This window comes from Pseudomonas triclosanedens, assembly GCF_026686735.1.
GTDB lineage: Bacteria > Pseudomonadota > Gammaproteobacteria > Pseudomonadales > Pseudomonadaceae > Pseudomonas > Pseudomonas triclosanedens.
In genome coordinates this window covers 521,560-542,300 of the sequence record NZ_CP113432.1, presented here as the reverse complement: position 1 = coordinate 542,300, position 20,741 = coordinate 521,560, and the positions used below count along the sequence as shown (strand labels likewise).

Sequence of the window (20,741 nt, the reverse complement as noted above, 5' to 3'; positions counted from 1 at the left end):
GCCGCTACAGTCCGTGCGCCCGCATCAGCGCGTCGTAGCTGCCGTCTTCATGCATCGCACGGATCGCCTTGTTGAACGCCTCGACGATCTGCCCATGCTGCGGATTGCGCCGGCTGACCAGGATATGCAGCCCCCTCTCGGCCAGCGGCAGCGGCAGGAATTCCAGCTCGTTGCGGGCTTCGGCCAGCTCTCCGGCGAACTGGTGGCGGGCGGTGATTTCGTCCTCCACCGCCAGGTCCACCCGCCCGGCCTGCAGCATCCGGGCGGCGTTGGCGAAGCTGAGCACCGGCACGCGCTGCAGGTGGGTATCGCCGTCGAACTCGGTGGAGTAGCTGTAGCCGCGCACCACGGCGATCCGGTACGTGTAGAGATCCGCCAGGTGGGCGAAGGTGATTGGCGAGCCGCGGCGCTTGAGCAGGCGCACGCGATTGCTCAGGTAGGCCTCGGAGAATTCGCCGAAGGTTTCCCGGTCCGGGCTGTACCAGGCGTCGACCACCACATCGTACTCGCCACCGCGCACCCCGTGCAGGACACGCGGCCAGGGCACTTCAACGTACTCGCTGGGATAGCCGGCACGCTCCAGCGCAGCGCGCACCAGGTCAACCGCCACACCACCCCTGGGCAGCCGGCTGTCAGCGTATGGAGGCCAGCGGTCCGCCGCGACGCGCAATAGGTCATCTGCGCGCGGCGCGGCAAGGCTGGCGAAACACAACAGCAACAGCAGCAGGCGCAGCGGCATCGGCGGGCTCTTTCGGCGGAGAATCAGGCAAGACTAGCCGCTGTCGCCCATCCCGTCAGAAAAGCATTGCCGCGCGCAGACTCATGCCGCCACCCGTTTCGGGAAGCACCGAGAAGTTGTAACGCTCGCTCTCGGCCCCTTCGAGGAACAGGTTGTAGGTGAAGTTGGCGAAGAAGTTGCCCACCGCCATGCCCACCAGCACGTCAGTGGGATAGTGCTTGTCACCTTCCACCCGCGACAGCGCAGTCAGCCCGTCGAGCGTGTACAGACCGGCCTTGGCCGTGTAACGCAACGTCGGGTCCATGTCGATGTAGTCCAGGTTGCGCCGGGTGAAGCTGTTGTGCACGGCGGTGACGGCGGTGTGCTTGGACGGGAAGGAGTCGTCGGGAATGCCGTCGGGGCGCTCCCGTCCGGACCACTCCTTGGCTTCCTCGACGAAGCCTGCGACGGCGTAGCGGTCAGCCGCCAACAGGGCCAGGTTGCGCCCACGCCAGCTCCAGGCTTCCTCGCTGCCGGCATCCTTCGGCGCGGCGACCAGGCCAGTCACTACGCTGAGGCCGGTAGCCAGGTTGAGCATGCGATCGGCGGCCTGGTTGGCGTCACCGCCGAAAAACCAGTCATGGTCGCTCGCCGAGCGTTGCCACTTGTGGTCCCAGTTGCCAGCGGCGATGACCGCGGCGCCCGCCACCGGGGCCCAGACATCCGGGCTGACCACCGCGCGTTTGGCGGAATCGCCTACTCGCGACCAGCTCATCTGGGGCGCGCCGGCACAACCGATCAGTACAGAGGAGACGGCCAGCGCCACGGCTGCCATCAGGGTGCGTTTCATGATGTCCCCCAGGGCGCCCGCCTCGTCCCAGAGCGGGCGCGTCAGTGCATGAGCCGGGAACTATAGACCCTGCCCCTCGCATAGGCCTTGCCTTCAGTCAGGCTTGCCGGATTTGCCCCCTGGCTCCAGCAACCCCTTGAGCAACTCGATGGGCATGGGGAAGACGATGGTGGAGTTCTTGTCGCTGGCGATCGAGCCGAGCGTCTGCATGTAGCGCAGCTGCATCGCGCCGGGCTGGCGGCTGAGCATCTCGGCGGCCTGCATCAGCTTCTCGGAAGCTTGCAGCTCGCCTTCGGCGTGGATCACCTTGGCCCGCCGCTCGCGCTCCGCCTCGGCTTGCCGCGCGATGGCGCGGACCATCGACTCGTTGAGATCGACGTGCTTGATCTCGACATTGGCGACCTTGATACCCCACGCGTCGGTCTGCGCATCGAGCACCTTCTGGATATCCATGTTGAGCCGCTCGCGCTCGGCGAGCATCTCATCCAGCTCATGCTTGCCCAGCACCGCGCGCAAGGTGGTCTGGGCCAACTGGCTGGTAGCCGCGAGGAAGTTCTCCACCTGGATGATTGCCTTCTGCGGATCGAGCACGCGGAAATACACCACTGCGTTGACCTTCACCGAGACGTTATCGCGGGAGATTACGTCCTGCGGCGGCACGTCCAGCACCACCGTGCGCAGGTCGACACGCACTATCTGCTGCACCACCGGGATCACCAGCACCAGCCCCGGCCCCTTGACCTTCCAGAAGCGGCCGAGCTGGAACACCACCCCGCGCTCGTACTCGCGCAGGATGCGCAGGGCGCTGGCCACCAGGAACAGCAGCAGGATCAGTGCCACCATGAGTCCGAAGGGAAAGCCCATCACACACCTCCTGAATCGTCCTCGGCCGCTACCTCGAACCTGAGGCCATCGCGCGCCAGGACTCTCACTCGTTGCCCCACCCGTAACGGTCGACCAGCGCGCACCTGCCATTGTTCACCTTGAAGCCGGACCCAGCCGCAGCACGGGTCGTCATCGGCCACCTGGCTGACCGTCGCGAGGCTCCCCACCAGCCCGGCGGGGCCGCTGACCACCGCGCGCCGTCGCGCCTTGAGTGCGGCGGCGAGAATGCCGCCGATGAACAGCGCACTGATGGTCGCCAGCGCTATCACCAGCGCCAGCGGAACACCGAAGCCCGGTGCATCGGTATCGATGAGCATCAGCGCGCCGAACACGAACGCGACGATGCCGCCCAGGCCCAGCGCGCCGAAGCTGGGCACGAAGGCCTCGGCGGCCATGAACCCGAGACCGATCAGGATCAAGCCGGCCCCGGCGTAACTCACCGGCAGCAGTTGCAGCGCGTACAACCCCAGCAGCAGGCAGATTGCACCGAGCACGCCGGGCAGTGCCATGCCGGGGCTGGCCAGCTCGAAGATGAGTCCGTAGACGCCGATCATCATCAGGATCAGCGCCACGCTGGGGTCGGTAATCACCGCCAGCAGTCTGGTCCGCCAGTCCGCCCCACGCTCTATCAGCGCCGCTCCGGCGAGCCGCAGGCGCACATCGTGCCCGGCGACGCTGACCTTGCGGCCGTCGAGCGCACGCAGCAGGTCTGGAACATCCGCCGCGACCAGGTCCACCACGTTCTGTTTCAGCGCCTCGTCCGCCGCCAGGCTGACCGCCTCGCGCACTGCCCGTTCGGCCCACTCCGCGTTACGCCCGCGCAGTTGCGCCAGGCCGCGGATATAGGCCGCCGCATCGTTGATCTGCTTGCGTTCGAGGGTGTCTCCGGCCTTTTCAGCCGAGGGAGCTTTTGACGGCCCGGCGTCCGGCTTGGAACCGATGCGCACTGGCGTCGCGGCGCCCAGGTTGGTACCCGGCGCCATCGCCGCGATGTGGCAGGCGTAGAGAATATAGGTTCCGGCACTGGCCGCCCGTGCGCCGCCGGGCGCCACGTAGCAAGCCACGGGTAGCGGGCTGACCAGGATCGCCTTGACGATGCTGCGCATGGCGCTGTCGAGCCCGCCGGGCGTATCCATGCGCAGGACCACCAGAACCGCGCCCTCGTCCGCCGCGCGGGCGATTCCGCGCGCCACATAGTCCGCCGTTGCCGGCCCGATGGCACCGTCCACATCCAGCACCACCGCGGCCGGAGCCGCCAGCGCCCCTCCTGCACAAAGCAGCAGGAAGCAGGCAAGTCGACGAAACAGCCTGGTCATCACGTCTCCCCGGCCGCAGCCGGTGGGTGCCGCGGCGAGTGGATGTGCGACGCCCTCCTGCAAGCATAGCCTGCGCGGCTGCCCGCCCCGCTGAAACGAAAAACCCCGCCGAAGCGGGGTTTCTCGATACAGCCGGGAATCAGCCTTTGAAAACGTCTTCCACGGACTGCAGCGGGTAGTGCTTCGGATACGGCAGGGTCGCCACGCCGGTTTCGATGGCGGCCTTGGCCACGGCATCGGAAACGACGGTGATCAAACGCTTGTCCATCGGTTTCGGAATGATGTACTCGCGGCCGAACTCGATGGCGCTCACGCCGTAGGCCTCGCACACTTCCTTGGGTACCGGCTCCTTGGCCAGGTCGCGCAGGGCCAGGGCGGCGGCGATCTTCATTTCCTCGTTGATGCGGGTGGCGCGAACGTCCAGGGCACCGCGGAAGATGAAGGGGAAGCCCAGTACGTTGTTGACCTGGTTCGGGTAGTCCGAACGGCCAGTGGCCATGATCACGTCGTCACGGGTGGCATGTGCCAGCTCCGGCTTGATTTCCGGGTCCGGGTTGGAGCAAGCGAAGACGATCGGGTTCGGCGCCATGCGCTTGAGGTCTTCGGCGCTCAGCAGATTGGCGCCGGACAGGCCGACGAACACGTCGGCGCCGTCGAGGGCATCAGCCAGGGTGCGCTTGTCAGTCTCGGTGGCGAACACGGCCTTGTACTGGTTCAGGTCGTTGCGGCCAGCGTGGATCACGCCCTGGCGGTCGATCATGTAGATGTTCTCGACCCTGGCGCCCATGCTCACCAGCAGCTTCATGCAGGAGATGGCGGCGGCGCCGGCGCCCAGGCAGACGATCTTCGCGCTTTCCAGTTTCTTGCCGGCGATCTCCAGAGCGTTGAGCATGCCGGCAGCGGTCACGATGGCGGTGCCGTGCTGGTCATCGTGGAACACCGGGATATCGCACTGCTCGATCAGCGCGCGCTCGATCTCGAAGCACTCCGGCGCCTTGATGTCTTCCAGGTTGATGCCGCCGAAGGTGATGGAGATGCGCTTGACGGTATCGATGAAGGCCTGCGGGCTCTCGGCGTCGACTTCGATGTCGAACACGTCGACACCGGCGAAACGCTTGAACAGCACACCCTTGCCTTCCATGACCGGCTTGGAGGCCAGCGGGCCGAGGTTGCCCAGGCCGAGGATTGCGGTACCGTCGGAAATGACCGCGACCAGGTTGCCCTTGCCGGTGTACTTGAAGGCCAGTTCCGGATCACGCGCGATTTCGCGCACTGGCTCGGCGACACCCGGGCTGTACGCCAGCGACAGGTCGCGGGCGGTGACGGTCGGTTTGGTCAGCTCGACGCTCAGTTTTCCGGGACGGGGTTGGGCGTGATATTCGAGGGCAGCGGTCTTGAGATCAGACATTTGGGCACTTCCGCTTTTGTTGCTTGTTGGACAGACGGGGGACCGAGCATACGCAGAAAGCCCTCACCTGCCAAGGTAGCCCAGCCCCCTGCTGTCAAGACCTTCAGCGTACGACTTTCAGCCAGTCGCCAGGTTTTGGCTCACCAGTTGGATACAAGTCATTCAATAAACGTATACGATTTATCGAGTCAGATTGCGGACCGCTTTCAGCGTTGGCGAACTGCTCAACAGTCTGCCCCGATTTGACCTGAACCACGGCAATACGGCGCGGTTCCGCCAGCTTCCGCTCATCTGCACGCATGGGCCGGAAACTGCGGATCACCTGCATGAACTGGTCATCCACGCTTTCCAGCGATGCGCGGCCCTTGACCGCACCCACGAACAGATAGGCCCGGTCCTTCTGGTAGATCACCGCGATCCGCCGCGCAGGTGACCCCGGCACCACCCCGGTGGCGCCCGTCAGGCCAGCCTGCTGGAAGCTCTCCTCCGCCGCGAGGCGGCCGCCTGTGCCTTTGCGCAAGTACTCCGCGGGCGTCAGTTGGCCGTCGCGCTGCACCAGCTTCATACCGATGTAGGCCTGCTGGTCGGCGGTGAAACCCACCAGTGCGGCGGGCTGGTTGAGGATACCCCAGCCGGTCGGGTAGCTGAGGGTGAAGTCCAGCTCCGAGTGATAGAAGTTCTGCCCGCGGCGTACGCCACTGGCAGCGGAGTCACCGAACGGCATGCCGTCGATAGCCTTGAGGTAGCGCTCCACGCCCAGTTCCTGCTGGCCGCCAGCCAGGGCCTGGGCCGGCCCGACGACCTGCTTGAGGCGCTGGTCGTTGTCCGGGTGGGTGTCGAACAGGCCGTGGTAGCCCACCGGCTGCGTGGCCTGCCCCTTGCGCGCCGCTTCGTCGCGGGCGAAGTCTTCCTGGTTCTTCAGCACCCGCACCACCTGGATCATTGCAGTGGGATCATAGCCGGCGCGGGCCAGGTACTTGGCGCCCAGGCCGTCGGCCTCCAGCTCCATGTCACGGCCATAACCGCGCACGAAGGCGGTGCCGAGCACGTTGGTGAGATCGGCGGCGGCGTTCACCCCGGTTCCGATGGCGACGGCCTGCCCGAGGATGTTCCAGGCGCTGGACTGGCTCTGCTGGCGCACACTGTGGCGCGCGGTGACATGGCCGACCTCGTGGCCGAGCACGGCGGCCAGCTCTGCCTCCGAGCCGAGGTAGGCCATCAGGCCGCGATGGATGTAGATGTAGCCGCCAGGAAGGGCGAAGGCGTTGATGTCCGGCGTATCGATGACGGTGAAGTGATACTGCAGGTTGGGGCGGTCGCCGGCGCGGGCAACCCGCTCGCCGACCTGCTGCACGTAGGACTGCAGCTTCGCATCCTCATAGCGCGGGTATTGCTTGAGGATTTCCTGGCTGTACTTCTGCCCCATGCCGAGCTCTTCCTGCTCGCTCATCATGACGAAGTCGGTCTTGCCGGTGGCGGGGTTGGTGGCACAGCCTGCCAGGACGCTCATCAGCGCCAGCAGAATGACAATTCCGAACGAGCGCACGCTCATGGCAATACCTCCATCATCGCCGGGTCGGTCAAAGGCAGCATCCAGCGTGCCTGTCCAGGTTTCACGCTGCCGCGCTCGGCCCGGTCGATCACCCAGCCGCGCGCTTCCACTTGCCGGCCCCGCAGGTTTCGCAGGGCGTCGGCGTCAAAATTGTCCAACGAACGAAAATCGATGCGCAGCACCAGCGGGCCGTCGAAATCGATCCATATGCCGCCACGGTTGCGCTCCACCTGCTCGACTCGCCCGCGCACCAGGGCAAAACCGCTCTCGTGGAGCTGCTGCGGAGTCTGTACCGGGGAACGCTTCCACAACCCCAGCCCGGCACTGCGCGCCTCGCGCTCGGCAACCTGCTGGCAGGCGGTCAGTTCGGTATTGGGCGCAATAGCTACAAGGTAGCCCAGGCCCTCGGCCAGCAGGCGGGACTCGAGGTTGTTGCCCTGTGCATCATAGGCATGGGCAAGGGTACGGCCGTATTTGTCCTTGCCCTGGCGGCCACTGACCAGCCCGACCTCGTCATCGTTGGCCGCGACCAGTTGCTCCAGGCCGCGCTTTGCGGCGACCGCAAATGGCTCTTCCGAGCGCCCCCGGTGGGCGAGTTCAGGCGCGTTCACCCCGATCAGGCGCACACTTCGGCCATCGGCCAGCTTGAGGGTATCGCCGTCCACTACCCGCGCAACGCGCACGATTTCGGGCGAATGAGGCTTCGGACAGGAGGCAGCGCTCGCATCGAGGGAAAAGAGAGCGGCCATAAAAAAGGCGCCCACAAGGGACGCCTTTTTCGAGATGCCGTGAAAAACCATGAGGGCCTTTCCCGGAAATCGATCTTACTTCTTGCCACCGAACATGGCGAAACGCTGGTTGAAGCGATCGATACGGCCGCCGGTGTCGACGACTTTCTGCTTACCGGTGTAGAAGGGGTGGCACTCGGAGCAGACGTCCAGGTGGATGCCCTTGCACAGGGTGGAACGGGTCTTGATCACGTTGCCACAGCTGCAGGTAGCTTCGATTTCTTCGTAAGCGGGATGGATTTCCGGTTTCATGATGTCTTCCTCTGGTTGGTGTGCCGCCACCCAGTCTCTGGCAGAAGCCGAGCCACGGCCATCGAGGACCGCAGGCGGGATCTTTACCGGGCACCGCACGCAAATTAAGGGCGTGGATCATACCAGAGATGTCTTTCCACGCAAGTCAAGCCTCGACCGATCGTCGCCGGGTGCTAAGATCCCCGATCCCCGCCGCCCCGGAATCCGTCGCGTGCCGTCGCCAATCATCCTGCGTGTCGCCCTGCCATCGCCGCTGCGCCGCCTGTTCGACTACCTGCCCCCCCGCGGGCTGGATGCCTCGCGCCTGCAGCCTGGCGTGCGCCTGCGCGTGCCGTTCGGCCGCCGGGAGATCGTCGGCGTGCTGGTCGACAAGGTCGAGCACTCGGAAGTCCCGGAGGACAAGCTGCGCCCGGCTCTGGCCGTGCTCGACCGCGAGCCGCCGATGCCGGCGCACCTGCTGGAACTTTGCCGCTGGACGGCGCAGTACTACCAGCACAGCCTGGGCGACACCTTTTCCTGGGCGCTGCCCAATCTGCTGCGCCAGGGCGAAGCCGCCGAGGCGCGCCAGCAGCGCTTCTGGCATGCCGAGCCCGGCGCCCGCGAGGACGACCCGCGCCTGACCCGCGCACCACGCCAACGCCAGGCGCTGAAGGTGCTGCAGCAACATCCCCACGGCGTCGCTCACGAACTGCTGACGCAACTGGAGATCAACAAGGACAGCCTCGACCTGCTGCAGGAGAAGGGGCTGGTGACACTGGAGATCCGCCGCCACAGCGTGCCGCCGCACCACGGTCCTTGGCTGGCGCAGGCGGAGCTGCCGCTGAACGCGGAGCAGCGCGCAGCCTTCGAAGCGGTGCGCGCAGGCTTCGGCGGCTTCCATAGTTTCCTGCTGGCCGGCGTCACCGGCAGCGGCAAGACCGAGGTTTACCTTCAACTGATCCGCGAAGCGCTGGAGGCTGGCAAGCAAGCGCTGGTGCTGATCCCGGAGATCAACCTCGGCCCACAGACCCTGAGCCGCTTCGAACGCCGTTTCAATGCGCGCATCGCCCTGCTGCACTCGGCGCTGACCGACCGCGAGCGGCTCGACGCCTGGCTGGCGGCCCGCGATGGCGAGGCGGATATCGTCATCGGCACCCGCTCGGCGCTGTTCACCCCGCTGAAGAATCCGGGGCTGATCATCATCGACGAGGAGCACGACGCTTCCTATAAACAGCAGGAAGGACTGCGCTATCACGCCCGCGACCTGGCAATGGTGCGCGCGCGCCTGGAAAGCGTGCCGATCCTGCTCGGCTCGGCGACGCCTGCGCTGGAAAGCCTGCACAACGCCCAGAACGGCCGTTACGGCCTGCTTCGCCTGACCCAGCGCGCCGGCGGCGCACACCAGCCGAAATTCCAGCGCCTGGATGTGAAGAGCCTGCCGCTGGACTCCGGTATTTCCATGCCACTGCAGCGTGCGATCAAGGAAACCCTGGCCGCCGGCCAGCAAGTTCTGGTCTACCTGAACCGCCGCGGCTTCGCCCCGACCCTGCTGTGCCACGACTGCGGCTGGATCAGCCAGTGCCCGCGCTGCGATGCGCGGATGACGGTGCACCAGGGCAGCGGCGAGCTGCGCTGCCACCACTGCGACCACCGCGAACGGCCGCCGCGCAACTGCCCGAAATGCGGCACGGTCGACCTGCGCCCGGTGGGAGCCGGCACCGAGCGCGCCGAAGAGCGCCTGCGGATTATCTTCCCCGACTATCCGGTGCTGCGTATCGACCGCGACAGCACTTCGCGCAAGCACGCCATGCGCGACCTGTTCGCCACCATCAACAAAGGCAAGCCGTGCATCCTGGTCGGCACCCAGATGCTCGCCAAGGGGCACCATTTCCCACGGGTGACGCTGGTGGCGATCCTCGATGCCGACGGCGGGCTGTTCTCCGCCGACTTCCGCGCCAGCGAACGCATGGCCCAGCAGATCGTCCAGGTCGCGGGGCGCGCGGGCCGCGCCGACGAGCCCGGCCGGGTGCTGATCCAGACCCACCTGGCCGACCACCCGCTGCTGGTGCAGCTCACCGAGCAGGGCTATTTCGCCTTTGCCGAACAGGCCCTGACAGAGCGCCGCTCCGCGGGGCTGCCACCCTTCGCGCACCTCGCGCTGCTACGCGCCGAGGCCCACAAGCCGGGACAGGCCGAAGGTTTCCTCGATGAAGCCTGCGCAGAAGCCGAGCGCCTGCAAGCTGAACTCGGCTGTGAAGTCGACCTGCTGGGCCCGGTGCCCGCGCCAATGGAGCGCCGCGCCGGACGCTTCCGCGCACAATTGCTGCTGATGAGCAGCGCCCGCGCTCCGCTGCATCGCCTGCTCACGCCGTGGCTGCAGGTGCTCGAAGGCATGCCCGGCGGACGCCAGGTGCGCTGGTCGCTGGACGTCGACCCCATCGACCTGTTCTGAAGTGCATGCTGCTCCGACAAATCCACGCGATCGCCCCTGATCAACCCGCGCGCCCTTGCGCATCCGTCCTACATTGACTTCCATCAGCCGCAGCGCTTGACGCAGCGGCGAGACTGGTCAGGAGCGCTCCGCGGTTGGCAAGCCATGCCCGGCCACGGATAATGTGCGGTTCTGAGCCCGATAACCGGTCGCGCGCGCCGGATGCACGCGAGCACGGAGACAACCATGAAAGACACGATTCGCCACCTGATCCAGCAAGCCCTTGTCAGCCTCACCGAAGACGGCACCCTGCCGGCCGGCCTGACGCCCGACATCCAGGTGGAGAACACCAAGGACCGAACCCACGGCGACTTCGCCAGCAACATCGCAATGATGCTGGCCAAGCCCGCCGGCATGAAGCCGCGCGACCTCGCGACCAAACTGGTCGAGGCGCTGCCGCAGAGCCCGGAAGTGGCCAAGGTCGAGATCGCCGGCCCCGGCTTCCTGAACTTCTTCCAGGACCAGGCCTGGCTCGCCGCCAGCCTCGACAAGGCCCTGGCCGACGATCGCATCGGCGTACGCAAGGCCGGTCCGGCCCAGCGCGTGGTAGTGGACCTGTCCTCGCCGAACCTGGCGAAGGAGATGCACGTCGGCCACCTGCGCTCGACCATTATCGGCGACGCCGTCAGCCGCGTGCTGGAGTTCCTCGGCGACACCGTGATCCGCCAGAATCACGTGGGCGACTGGGGTACCCAGTTCGGCATGCTGCTGGCCTACCTGGAAGAGCAGCCGGTGGATGCCCAGGCCGAACTGCATGACCTGGAGGTCTTCTATCGCGCAGCCAAGAAGCGCTTCGACGAATCGCCCGAATTCGCCGACCGCGCCCGCGAGCTGGTGGTCAAACTGCAGGCCAACGACCCCAAGTGCATGGCCCTGTGGACCCGTTTCAACGACATTTCCCTGTCGCACTGCCAGAAGGTCTACGACCTGCTGGGTGTGAAACTGACGATGGACGACGTGAAGGGCGAGAGCGCCTATAACGACGACCTGGCCAACGTAGTCGCCGACCTCACCGCCAAGGGCCTGCTGGTCGAGAGCGACGGCGCCCTGTGCGTGTTCCTGGACGAGTTCAAGAACGCCGAAGGCGAGCCGCTGCCGGTGATCGTGCAGAAGGCCGGCGGCGGCTACCTCTATGCCACCACCGACTTGGCCGCCATGCGCTACCGCCACAAGGTGCTGCACGCCGACCGCGTGCTGTACTTCGTCGACCAGCGCCAGGCCCTGCACTTCCAGCAGGTATTCGAAGTCGCCCGCCGCGCCGGCTTCGTTCCGGCCAGCATGGACCTGGAGCACATGGGCTTCGGCACCATGAACGGCGCCGACGGCAAGCCCTTCAAGACCCGCGACGGCGGTACCGTGAAGCTGATCGACCTGCTGATCGAGGCCGAGGAGCGCGCCTACACCCTGGTGAAGGGCCTCAACGAAAAGCGCGTCGAAAAGGGCGAAACACCCTTCGACGAGGAAGAGCTGCGTCGCATCGGCCACGTAGTGGGTATCGATTCGGTGAAGTACGCCGACCTGTCCAAGCACCGCACCAGCGACTACAGCTTCAACTTCGAGCTGATGCTGAGCTTCGAGGGCAACACAGCGCCTTACCTGCTCTACGCCTACACCCGCGTGGCCGGCGTGTTCCGTAAACTGGGCAAGGGCTATGACGAAGTGGGTGGCAGGATCGTCCTGCAGCAACCCCAGGAAATCGCCCTGGCCGCGCAGCTGGCGCAGTTCGGCGACCTGCTCAACAACGTGGCGATCAAGGGTGTGCCGCACATCCTCTGTGCCTACCTGTACGAGCTGGCCGGCCTGTTCTCCAGCTTCTACGAGCACTGCCCGATCCTCACCGCCGAAGACCCGGCGCAACAGGCAAGCCGCCTGCGCCTCGCGGCGCTGACCGGCCGTACCCTCAAGCAGGGCCTGGAACTGCTGGGCCTGGAAACCCTGGAGCGCATGTAAGCACTCATGGCGAAGAAGAAACCCGCTCCCAAGCGCGGCGCCAGCCGCTACCAGGCCCCGGCCAGGAAGAGTTCGGTCCCGGGCTGGGTCTGGCTGGTCGCCGGCCTGGCCATCGGCGGCTTCATCATGTTCCTGATGAAGCTGGAGCCGGGTCGCAACGATGTGAAACGCGAGAAGCCCGAGGCGCCCAAGACCGTCGTAGGCTCCAGCAAGCCCTCGGGTACTGTGCAGCAACAGCCGGCTCCTACGGCGGTCAAGCCCAAGTACGACTTCTACACCCTGCTTCCGGGCTCGGAAGTCGTGGTGCCGCCGGATGCCGTTCCGCCGCCGCCCCAGCCGCAGAAGCCGCCGACCGTGGTAGCCACTCCGGAAGAGGCCGCGAAGATCGACACCCAGCGCGCACTGACCGCTCTCAGCGGCCAGACTCCGCCGCCGCCCGCGGTAGTCAAACCGGCTGCCGCAACCGACCAGGTGGCGATGGCGCAGAAGCAGACGCTGCCGCAGGCACCCACGGGCCAGGCCACGCCGGCCAAGCCCACTCCGCCGCCGGCCGTGGCCGCCACCCAGTACTACCTGCAGGCCGGCTCGTTCCGCAAACAGTCCGACGCCGATCATCTGCGCGCGCAGATCATCATGATGGGGCAGAACGCCCGCGTGGAATCCGGCACCGTGCGCGACGAAACCTGGTACAGGGTGATGGTCGGCCCCTATGGCGACCGCGCCAAGGCCTCCGCCGCCCAGAAGCAACTGGCCGGCAACGGCTTCAGCAACCTGTTGTTACAGCAGCGCCAGACCCGCTGATCCGCAGAAGAATCAGGCCCTGCACCGACAGGCGGCGCGTGAAAAGCGCGTTCGCCGGTCGGCGCGGGACTTGAACCCCGCCCTTCCAGTCCCCATCTGACTCTGCATTCGGGCACATCGCCCCGCAGTGTGGAGTAAGACCCTTGACCACCATCGTATCTGTCCGCCGTAACGGCAAAGTCGTCATGGGCGGCGACGGCCAGGTTTCCCTGGGCAACACCGTGATGAAAGGCAACGCGAAGAAAGTCCGCCGCCTGTACCACGGTGAAGTGCTGGCCGGCTTCGCCGGCGCCACCGCCGATGCCTTCACCCTCTTCGAACGCTTCGAGCAACAACTGGAAAAACACCAGGGGCACCTGGTGCGCGCCGCCGTCGAGCTGGCCAAGGACTGGCGTACCGACCGCTCCCTGAGCCGCCTGGAAGCCATGCTGGCCGTGGCCAACAAGGACGCATCCCTGATCATCACCGGCAATGGCGACGTGGTCGAACCCGAGCACGGCCTGATCGCAATGGGCTCCGGCGGCGGCTTCGCCCAGGCGGCGGCCCTGGCCCTGCTGCAGAAGGGCACCGACGACATGAGCGCCCGCGAGATCGCCGAAACCGCCCTGAACATCGCCGGCTCGATCTGCGTGTTCACCAACCAGAACCTGACCATCGAGGAGCTCGACAGCGCCGTCTGAGGCGCTGTCGCTCCGGAGTACTACGTCAAATGTCCATGACTCCCCGCGAGATCGTTCACGAACTCAATCGCCACATCATCGGCCAGGACGACGCCAAGCGCGCCGTAGCCATTGCCTTGCGCAACCGCTGGCGGCGCATGCAACTACCGGCCGAGCTGCGCGCCGAAGTGACGCCCAAGAACATCCTGATGATCGGCCCCACCGGCGTCGGCAAGACCGAAATCGCCCGCCGCCTGGCCAAGCTGGCCAACGCGCCGTTCATCAAGGTGGAGGCGACCAAGTTCACCGAGGTCGGCTATGTCGGCCGCGACGTCGAGTCGATCATCCGCGACCTTGCCGATGCCGCGATCAAGATGCTCCGCGAGCAGGAAGTGCAGAAGGTGAAGTACCGCGCCGAAGACGCCGCCGAAGAGCGCATCCTCGACGCCCTTCTGCCGCCGGCCCGTACCGGCAGCTTCGGTGACGAACCGCAGCGCGAGGATTCCAACACCCGCCAGCTCTTCCGCAAGCGCCTGCGCGAAGGCCAACTGGACGACAAGGAAATCGACATCGAGGTGGCCGACATTCCCTCGGGTGTGGAAATCATGGCCCCGCCCGGCATGGAAGAGATGACCAGCCAGTTGCAGAACCTCTTCTCCAACATGGGCAAGGGCAAGCGCAAGAGCCGCAAGCTGAAGGTCGCCGAGGCCATGAAGCTGATCCGCGACGAGGAAGCCCAGCGCCTGGTCAATGAAGAAGACCTCAAGGCTCGCGCCCTGGAAGCGGTGGAGCAGAACGGCATCGTCTTCATCGACGAGATCGACAAGATCGCCAAGCGCGCCAACGCCGGCGGCGCCGACGTCTCCCGCGAAGGCGTACAGCGCGACCTGCTGCCGCTGATCGAGGGCTGCACCGTGAACACCAAGCTGGGCATGGTGAAGACCGACCACATCCTGTTCATCGCCTCGGGCGCGTTCCACCTGTCCAAGCCGAGCGACCTGGTGCCGGAGCTGCAGGGCCGCCTGCCAATCCGCGTCGAACTGAAAGCCCTGAGCCCGAGTGACTTCGAGCGCATCCTCAGCGAGCCGCATGCGTCGCTGACCGAGCAGTACACCGCGCTGCTGAAGACCGAGGGCCTGGACATCGAGTTCGCCGCCGACGGCATCAAGCGCCTGGCGGAGATCGCCTTCCAGGTCAACGAGAAGACCGAGAACATCGGTGCCCGCCGCCTGCACACCCTGCTCGAACGGTTGCTGGAAGAGGTGTCGTTCGACGCCGCCGACCTGGCCAGCGAGCACAGCGACAAGCCGATCGTGATCGACGCGACCTACGTGAACGGCCACCTGGGTGAGCTGGCGCAGGACGAAGACCTGTCCCGCTATATCCTGTAACCGGCGAACTACCGTGATGACGGGGCGCCTCTGGGCGCCCCGTCGCATTTTGCAGCGGGCTACAATGCCCGCACGCAAGAATCAGGAGCCGTCCATGCGCATTCCTTCCGCCATCAAGCTGCACAAGGCCTCGAAGAAACTTTCGCTGACCTACGGCGAGCAGTCCTACGACCTCTCCGCCGAGTTCCTCCGCGTGCATTCCCCCTCGGCGGAAGTGCAGGGCCACGGCAATCCGGTCCTGCAGGTCGGCAAGCTGCACGTCGGCCTCTCTGGCCTGGAACCGGCCGGCCAGTACGCCCTTAAACTGACCTTCGACGACGGCCACGACAGCGGCCTGTTCACCTGGGACTACCTCTACGAGCTGTGCATCCGCCAAGACGAGATGTGGGCCGATTACCTGGCGCAACTGGAAAAGGCAGGGAAATCGCGCGACCCGTCGGAGTCGGTGGTCAAACTGATGCTCTGAAGCTTCAGCCTCCGCACATTGCCATTCGTGGGGTGGCCTGGAGCGATCCCCATCAGCGGTGCCTGAGCCTTCTTCGATGGGTATCGCTCCGCTCCACCCATCCTGCGAAACCTCCCAGCACCTTCGCCCCCACCGACCACGCACCAACCTTCGTCGGGCAATCGCCCCAGGGCACGCCATTTGCAACATTCTCCGGGCAGACTGGCTTCGGCGTGGCCCTGACGAAGATGCCCCCGCTCTAGGGCGCGTTTTCTAAACTTTGTCGACATACTTTCGGCAAGAGGCCCACGCTGCACCAGCTTGCGCGGTGGTGGAAACTCGGGTAACCAAGGCAGTGCAGCGCACTGTGGTTCCCGATTTCCAGTGATGCCGCCAAGTGATGAACCGCGTGGAGTTTTCTCCACGTTCCGCTAACCCGAGCAGTACTTGGCCTTCGTCACGACAGGTGAGCCCCGCCAGTATTCGTCTCAGGACAATGGAGCGTCGCCGATGACCCAGAAGAACAATAACGATCTGCCTCAGCAAGCCGCGGAAAACACGCTCAACCTCAACCCGGTGATCGGCATTCGTGGCAAGGACCTGCTCACTTCTGCCCGCATGGTGCTGCTGCAAGCGATCAAGCAGCCCTTCCACAGCGCCAAGCACGTGACCCAATTCGGCCTGGAGCTGAAGAACGTCCTGCTCGGCAAGTCTGAACTCAAGCCGTCCGACGACGACCGCCGCTTCAACGATCCGGCCTGGAGCCAGAATCCGCTCTACCGCCGCTACCTGCAGACCTACCTGGCCTGGCGCAAGGAGCTGCACGCGTGGATCGGCGACAGCGACCTCTCGGCCCAGGACATCAGCCGCGGCCAGTTCGTCATCAACCTGATGACCGAGGCGATGGCGCCCACCAACACGCTGTCCAACCCGGCGGCGATCAAACGCTTCTTCGAGACCGGCGGCAAGAGCCTGCTCGACGGCCTCACCCATCTGGCCAAGGACCTGGTGAACAACGGCGGCATGCCCAGCCAGGTGAACATGGATGCCTTCGAGGTCGGCAAGAACCTCGCCCTGACCGAGGGCGCGGTGGTATTCCGCAACGACGTGCTGGAGCTGATCCAGTACAAGCCGATCACCGAAAGCGTGCACGAACGCCCGCTGCTGGTGGTACCGCCGCAGATCAACAAGTTCTACGTCTTCGACCTTTCGCCGGAGAAGAGCCTGGCGCGCTTCTGCCTGCGCAACCAGGTACAGACCTTCATCGTCAGTTGGCGCAACCCGACCAAGGCCCAGCGCGAATGGGGCCTGACTACCTATATCGAGGCGCTCAAGGAAGCCATCGACGTGGTCCTCGCCATCACCGGCAGCAAGGACCTGAACATGCTCGGCGCCTGCTCCGGCGGCATTACCACCGTCACCCTGCTCGGGCATTACGCCGCGTTGGGCGAGAAGAAGGTCAACGCCTTCACCCAGATGGTCAGCGTACTGGACTTCGAACTGGACACCCAGGTCGCACTGTTCGCTGACGAGAAGACCCTGGAAGCGGCCAAGCGCCGCTCGTACCAGTCCGGCGTACTGGAAGGCAAGGACATGGCCAAGGTATTCGCCTGGATGCGCCCCAACGACCTGATCTGGAACTACTGGGTCAACAACTACCTGCTGGGCAACGAACCGCCCGCCTTCGACATCCTGTTCTGGAACAACGACACCACGCGCCTGCCCGCCGCACTGCACGGCGAACTGGTGGAGATGTTCAAGACCAACCCGCTGACCCGCCCGGGCGCGCTCGAAGTGTCCGGCACGCCGATCGACCTCAAGCAGGTCACCTGCGATTTCTATTGCGTGGCCGGTCTGTCCGACCACATCACCCCCTGGGAAGCCTGCTACCGCTCCGCGCGCCTGCTGGGCGGCAAGTGTGAATTCATCCTGTCCAACAGCGGGCACATCCAGAGCATCCTCAACCCGCCGGGCAATCCCAAGGCACGCTTCATGACCGGACCGGAGCTGTCCGCCGATCCGAAAACCTGGCAGGAGAACGCCAGCAAGCACGCCGACTCGTGGTGGCTGCACTGGCAGAACTGGCTGGCCGAGCGCTCGGGCAAGACTCGCAAAGCCCCTGCTGCCCTGGGCAACAAGGCCCATCCGGCCGCTGAAACCGCTCCCGGAACCTACGTGCACGAACGATGAAAACAGAAGCCCTCCCGCAAGCCGGCGCCGTCGCGGACGACGCCTCCACGCAACCGGTACCGGCCGCCGAGGTGGTCGCCCCACCGCGGCGCACCAAGGCCAGGCGCGCCAGCGAGGAGGTGCTGCCGGCCAAGGCGCCGGCGGCGCAGCCGTTCGAGTTCCGCACCATCGAACTGAACGGCCAGACCATCCGCACCGCCGTGCGGCCGGGCAAGGCGCACATGACGCCGCTGCTGATCTTCAACGGCATCGGCGCCAACCTCGAACTGGTATTCCCCTTCGTCGCCGCGCTGGACCCGGACCTGGAGGTCATCGCCTTCGATGTCCCCGGCGTTGGCGGCTCGTCCACGCCCAGCACGCCGTACCGCTTCCCCGGCCTGGCCAAGCTGGCCGCGCGCATGCTCGACTACCTGGACTACGGCCAAGTGACCGCCATCGGCGTATCCTGGGGCGGCGCGCTGGCGCAACAGTTCGCACACGACTACCCGGAGCGCTGCAAGAAACTGATTCTCGCCGCCACCGCCGCCGGTGCCGTCATGGTGCCGGGCAAGCCCAGGGTGCTCTGGCGCATGGCCAGCCCGCGCCGCTACATCCAGCCGTCCTACGGCGTGCACATCGCCCCGGATATCTATGGCGGCGCCTTCCGCCGCGACCCGAAGCTGGCAATGGCCTTCGCCAGCAAGGTGCGCTCGTCCGGCAAGATGGGCTACTACTGGCAGCTCTTCGCGGGCCTGGGCTGGACCAGCATCCACTGGCTGCACAAGATCCGCCAGCCGACGCTGGTACTGGCCGGCGACGACGACCCGATCATCCCGCTGATCAACATGCGCATGCTCGCCTGGCGCATTCCCAACGCCGAGCTGCACGTAATCGACGATGGCCACCTGTTCCTGGTGACCCGTGCGGAAAGCGTGGCGCCGATCATCATGAAGTTCCTCCAGGAGGAACGGCAGCGCGCGGTGATCCACCCCCGCCCGTTCGCGCCCAAGGCTGGCTGAAGCATCACAGCTTCGTCACAGTCGGCCGGCATGCTGCCTTGACCAATCCTGTTGCAGTTACTAACAACAAACAGGCTTGTTCGCGGGTATCGACACGTAGCGCCTGACTCGGCCCCCGTCGCGGCGACCCTCGCCGGTGACCGCAGGGCAACCCGGCTGCTGATCCGCTGCCCTGTTTTCGGGCAGTTTTCCTCTTGCATCGATCCCCGTGTACATCCCTCGAACGGATAACAGGTGTCTGGACCGGGAGTTTCCCGACTCCGGTACAGCCCTTGCTTCGCTGGGTCCATTGACGCTTCGCCGCGGCCTCGGCGGAACGTCGATAGACCCTGATTAGGTCGAACCCTTTACGGAGTGCTGTTCATGCGAGAGAAAGCCGAGCCTGGTAGCGTCCCCGTCCCCACCGAGTTCATGAATGCGCAGAGCGCCATCGTCGGCCTGCGCGGCAAGGACATGCTGTCCACACTGCGCATGCTCGCCCTCCAGGGCGTGCGCCAGCCGCTGCATTCGGCGCGCCATCTGGCCGCCTTCGGCAAGCAGATGGGGCAGGTGCTGATCGGCGACTCGCCGTTGCAACCCAACCCGCAGGACGCGCGCTTCCAGGACCCGTCCTGGCGCCTCAACCCGATCTACCGCCGCACCGTGCAGGCGTACCTCGCGTGGCAGAAACAGTTGCTGGCCTGGATCGACGAAAGCGACCTGAGCTGCGACGACCGCGCCCGCGCGCGATTCCTCCTGTCGATCATCTCCGATGCCGCTTCGCCGTCGAACACCCTGATCAACCCGCTGGCGGTAAAGGAACTGTTCAACACCGGCGGCCAGAGCCTGTTCAAGGGCGCGCGTCATCTGCTCGACGACCTGATGCACAATGGCGGCATGCCCAGCCAGGTCAACCGCAGCGCCTTCGAAATCGGCCAGAACCTCGCTACCACCCCGGGCGCAGTGGTGTTCCGCAACGACGTGCTGGAGCTGATCCAGTACAAACCGATGGGCGAGCACCTGTATGCCAGACCGTTGCTGGTGGTACCTCCGCAGATCAACAAGTTCTATATCTTCGACCTGACGACGGAAAAGAGCTTCGTCCAGTACGCCCTGAAGAACAATCTGCAACTGTTCATGGTCAGTTGGCGCAACCCCGACGCGCGCCACCGCGAATGGGGGCTTTCCACCTATGTCAAGGCGCTCGACGAGGCCATCGAGGCATGCCGCTCGATCAGCGGCAGCCGCAGCGTAAACCTGATGGGAGCCTGCTCCGGCGGCCTGACCATCGCCGCGCTGCAGGGTCACCTGCAGGCGCGCCGGCAATTGCGCAAAATCGCCAGCGCGACCTACCTCGTCAGCCTGCTGGACAGCCAGGTGGAAACCCCCGCCGCGCTGTTCGCCGACGAGCAGACCCTGGAAACCAGCAAGCGCCGCTCCTACCAGCAGGGCGTGCTGGATGGCCGTGACATGGCCAAGGTATTCGCCTGGATGCGCCCCAACGACCTGATCTGGAACTACTGGGTCAACAACTACCTGCTGGGCAAGCAGCCGCCGGCGTTCGACATCCTCTACTGGAACAACGACAACACCCGCCTGCCCGCCGCGCTGCACGGTGACTTCCTCGACTTCTTCAAGCACAACCCGCTGGCGCGCGCGGGGGCGATGGAAGTCAACGGCACACCTGTTGACCTGAAGAAAGTCGGCGTGGACAACTTCCATGTCGCCGGCATCACCGACCACATCACGCCGTGGGACGCGGTATACCGCTCGGCGCTGCTGCTGGGCGGCGAGAGCCGCTTCGTGCTGTCCAACAGCGGCCACATCCAGAGCATTCTCAACCCGCCGGGCAATCCCAAGGCGTGCTACTTCGAGAACAGCAAGCTCAGCTCCGACCCACGCGCCTGGTACTACGACACGCAGCGCCATGAAGGCAGTTGGTGGCCGCTGTGGCTGGAGTGGATCCAGCAGCGCTCGGGCGAGCGCGGGCCGGTGAATTTCGAACTGGGCAACGCCGAGCATCCGCCGAAGGAAGCAGCGCCGGGGACTTACGTGCACGTGCGCTGATTACGGCAACCCAACGCGGGTG

17 protein-coding genes are annotated in these 20,741 nt (G+C 65.5%); 9 read left to right on the top strand and 8 right to left on the bottom strand.

The window, feature by feature from the left end; genetic code table 11:
• Positions 1 to 4: 4 nt before the first annotated feature.
• From OU419_RS02525 to rpmE, 8 genes are all read right to left on the bottom strand, one after another.
• Positions 5 to 739, bottom strand: coding sequence for a substrate-binding periplasmic protein (locus OU419_RS02525; protein WP_254470121.1), 735 nt, complete (start codon positions 737 to 739; stop codon positions 5 to 7).
• A 55-nt stretch (positions 740 to 794) separates the two neighbouring features.
• Positions 795 to 1,568: a phosphatase PAP2 family protein gene (locus OU419_RS02520; RefSeq protein ID WP_254470120.1), complete on the bottom strand. Its 774-nt coding sequence runs from the start codon at positions 1,566 to 1,568 to the stop codon at positions 795 to 797.
• 93 nt (positions 1,569 to 1,661) lie between these two features.
• Entirely contained in the window at positions 1,662 to 2,432 is a 771-nt protein-coding gene (locus OU419_RS02515) for a slipin family protein (RefSeq protein WP_302328783.1), read from the bottom strand.
• Entirely contained in the window at positions 2,432 to 3,772 is a 1,341-nt protein-coding gene (locus OU419_RS02510) for an NfeD family protein (protein WP_254470118.1), read from the bottom strand. Before OU419_RS02510 ends, OU419_RS02515 begins: the two co-directional genes overlap by 1 nt.
• Positions 3,773 to 3,908: 136 nt before the next feature.
• A complete protein-coding gene (locus tag OU419_RS02505; RefSeq protein ID WP_254470117.1) occupies positions 3,909 to 5,177 on the bottom strand; it encodes a malic enzyme-like NAD(P)-binding protein in 1,269 nt (422 codons plus the stop codon).
• Positions 5,178 to 5,280: 103 nt separating this feature from the next.
• The gene (locus tag OU419_RS02500) at positions 5,281 to 6,687 is read right to left on the bottom strand and encodes a M48 family metalloprotease (protein WP_408004945.1); all 1,407 of its coding nucleotides are present in this window, start codon (positions 6,685 to 6,687) and stop codon (positions 5,281 to 5,283) included.
• 38 nt (positions 6,688 to 6,725) lie between these two features.
• A complete protein-coding gene (locus tag OU419_RS02495; protein WP_254470116.1) occupies positions 6,726 to 7,529 on the bottom strand; it encodes a thermonuclease family protein in 804 nt (267 codons plus the stop codon).
• Positions 7,530 to 7,553: 24 nt separating this feature from the next.
• Positions 7,554 to 7,769, bottom strand: a complete 216-nt coding sequence (gene rpmE, locus OU419_RS02490; RefSeq protein WP_009615432.1) for a 50S ribosomal protein L31 — start codon at positions 7,767 to 7,769, stop codon at positions 7,554 to 7,556.
• A 211-nt stretch (positions 7,770 to 7,980) separates the two neighbouring features.
• On the opposite strand from rpmE, the gene OU419_RS02485 reads away from it, so the two are divergent.
• The 9 genes from OU419_RS02485 to phaC (OU419_RS02445) all read left to right on the top strand — a co-directional run bounded on the left by OU419_RS02485 (position 7,981) and on the right by phaC (OU419_RS02445) (position 20,719).
• Positions 7,981 to 10,200 (top strand): primosomal protein N', encoded by a 2,220-nt coding sequence (locus tag OU419_RS02485; protein WP_254470115.1) that lies wholly within the window; start codon positions 7,981 to 7,983, stop codon positions 10,198 to 10,200.
• Positions 10,201 to 10,425: 225 nt separating this feature from the next.
• Positions 10,426 to 12,189, top strand: coding sequence for an arginine--tRNA ligase (gene argS / locus OU419_RS02480; RefSeq protein WP_254470114.1), 1,764 nt, complete (start codon positions 10,426 to 10,428; stop codon positions 12,187 to 12,189).
• A gap of 6 nt (positions 12,190 to 12,195) precedes the next feature.
• Entirely contained in the window at positions 12,196 to 12,990 is a 795-nt protein-coding gene (locus tag OU419_RS02475) for an SPOR domain-containing protein (protein ID WP_254470113.1), read from the top strand.
• Positions 12,991 to 13,133: 143 nt separating this feature from the next.
• Entirely contained in the window at positions 13,134 to 13,670 is a 537-nt protein-coding gene (gene hslV / locus OU419_RS02470; protein WP_254470112.1) for an ATP-dependent protease subunit HslV, read from the top strand.
• Positions 13,671 to 13,699: 29 nt separating this feature from the next.
• A complete protein-coding gene (gene hslU / locus OU419_RS02465; protein WP_254470111.1) occupies positions 13,700 to 15,040 on the top strand; it encodes an ATP-dependent protease ATPase subunit HslU in 1,341 nt (446 codons plus the stop codon).
• 94 nt (positions 15,041 to 15,134) lie between these two features.
• Positions 15,135 to 15,506, top strand: a complete 372-nt coding sequence (locus OU419_RS02460) for a gamma-butyrobetaine hydroxylase-like domain-containing protein (protein WP_254470110.1) — start codon at positions 15,135 to 15,137, stop codon at positions 15,504 to 15,506.
• A gap of 489 nt (positions 15,507 to 15,995) precedes the next feature.
• Positions 15,996 to 17,675, top strand: a complete 1,680-nt coding sequence (gene phaC / locus OU419_RS02455) for a class II poly(R)-hydroxyalkanoic acid synthase (RefSeq protein ID WP_254470109.1) — start codon at positions 15,996 to 15,998, stop codon at positions 17,673 to 17,675.
• On the top strand, positions 17,672 to 18,673 hold the full coding sequence (gene phaZ / locus OU419_RS02450; protein WP_254470108.1) for a poly(3-hydroxyalkanoate) depolymerase: 1,002 nt from the start codon (positions 17,672 to 17,674) through the stop codon (positions 18,671 to 18,673). Before phaC (OU419_RS02455) ends, phaZ begins: the two co-directional genes overlap by 4 nt.
• 363 nt (positions 18,674 to 19,036) lie before the next feature.
• Positions 19,037 to 20,719, top strand: coding sequence for a class II poly(R)-hydroxyalkanoic acid synthase (phaC, locus tag OU419_RS02445; protein ID WP_254470107.1), 1,683 nt, complete (start codon positions 19,037 to 19,039; stop codon positions 20,717 to 20,719).
• The last annotated feature ends 22 nt before the right edge of the window (positions 20,720 to 20,741 follow it).

Bases quoted from the DNA above. Each gene is read 5' to 3' on its own strand.
- OU419_RS02525 (WP_254470121.1), bottom strand. From the start codon at position 739: ATGCCGCTGCGCCTGCTGCTGTTGCTGTTGTGTTTCGCCAGCCTTGCC.
- OU419_RS02520 (WP_254470120.1), bottom strand. From the start codon at position 1,568: ATGAAACGCACCCTGATGGCAGCCGTGGCGCTGGCCGTCTCCTCTGTA.
- OU419_RS02515 (WP_302328783.1), bottom strand. From the start codon at position 2,432: ATGGGCTTTCCCTTCGGACTCATGGTGGCACTGATCCTGCTGCTGTTC.
- OU419_RS02505 (WP_254470117.1), bottom strand. From the start codon at position 5,177: ATGTCTGATCTCAAGACCGCTGCCCTCGAATATCACGCCCAACCCCGT.
- OU419_RS02500 (WP_408004945.1), bottom strand. From the start codon at position 6,687: ATGAGCGTCCTGGCAGGCTGTGCCACCAACCCCGCCACCGGCAAGACC.
- OU419_RS02495 (WP_254470116.1), bottom strand. From the start codon at position 7,529: ATGGTTTTTCACGGCATCTCGAAAAAGGCGTCCCTTGTGGGCGCCTTT.
- rpmE (WP_009615432.1), bottom strand. From the start codon at position 7,769: ATGAAACCGGAAATCCATCCCGCTTACGAAGAAATCGAAGCTACCTGC.
- argS (WP_254470114.1), top strand. From the start codon at position 10,426: ATGAAAGACACGATTCGCCACCTGATCCAGCAAGCCCTTGTCAGCCTC.
- OU419_RS02475 (WP_254470113.1), top strand. From the start codon at position 12,196: ATGGCGAAGAAGAAACCCGCTCCCAAGCGCGGCGCCAGCCGCTACCAG.
- hslU (WP_254470111.1), top strand. From the start codon at position 13,700: ATGTCCATGACTCCCCGCGAGATCGTTCACGAACTCAATCGCCACATC.
- OU419_RS02460 (WP_254470110.1), top strand. From the start codon at position 15,135: ATGCGCATTCCTTCCGCCATCAAGCTGCACAAGGCCTCGAAGAAACTT.
- phaC (WP_254470109.1), top strand. From the start codon at position 15,996: ATGACCCAGAAGAACAATAACGATCTGCCTCAGCAAGCCGCGGAAAAC.
- phaZ (WP_254470108.1), top strand. From the start codon at position 17,672: ATGAAAACAGAAGCCCTCCCGCAAGCCGGCGCCGTCGCGGACGACGCC.
- phaC (WP_254470107.1), top strand. From the start codon at position 19,037: ATGCGAGAGAAAGCCGAGCCTGGTAGCGTCCCCGTCCCCACCGAGTTC.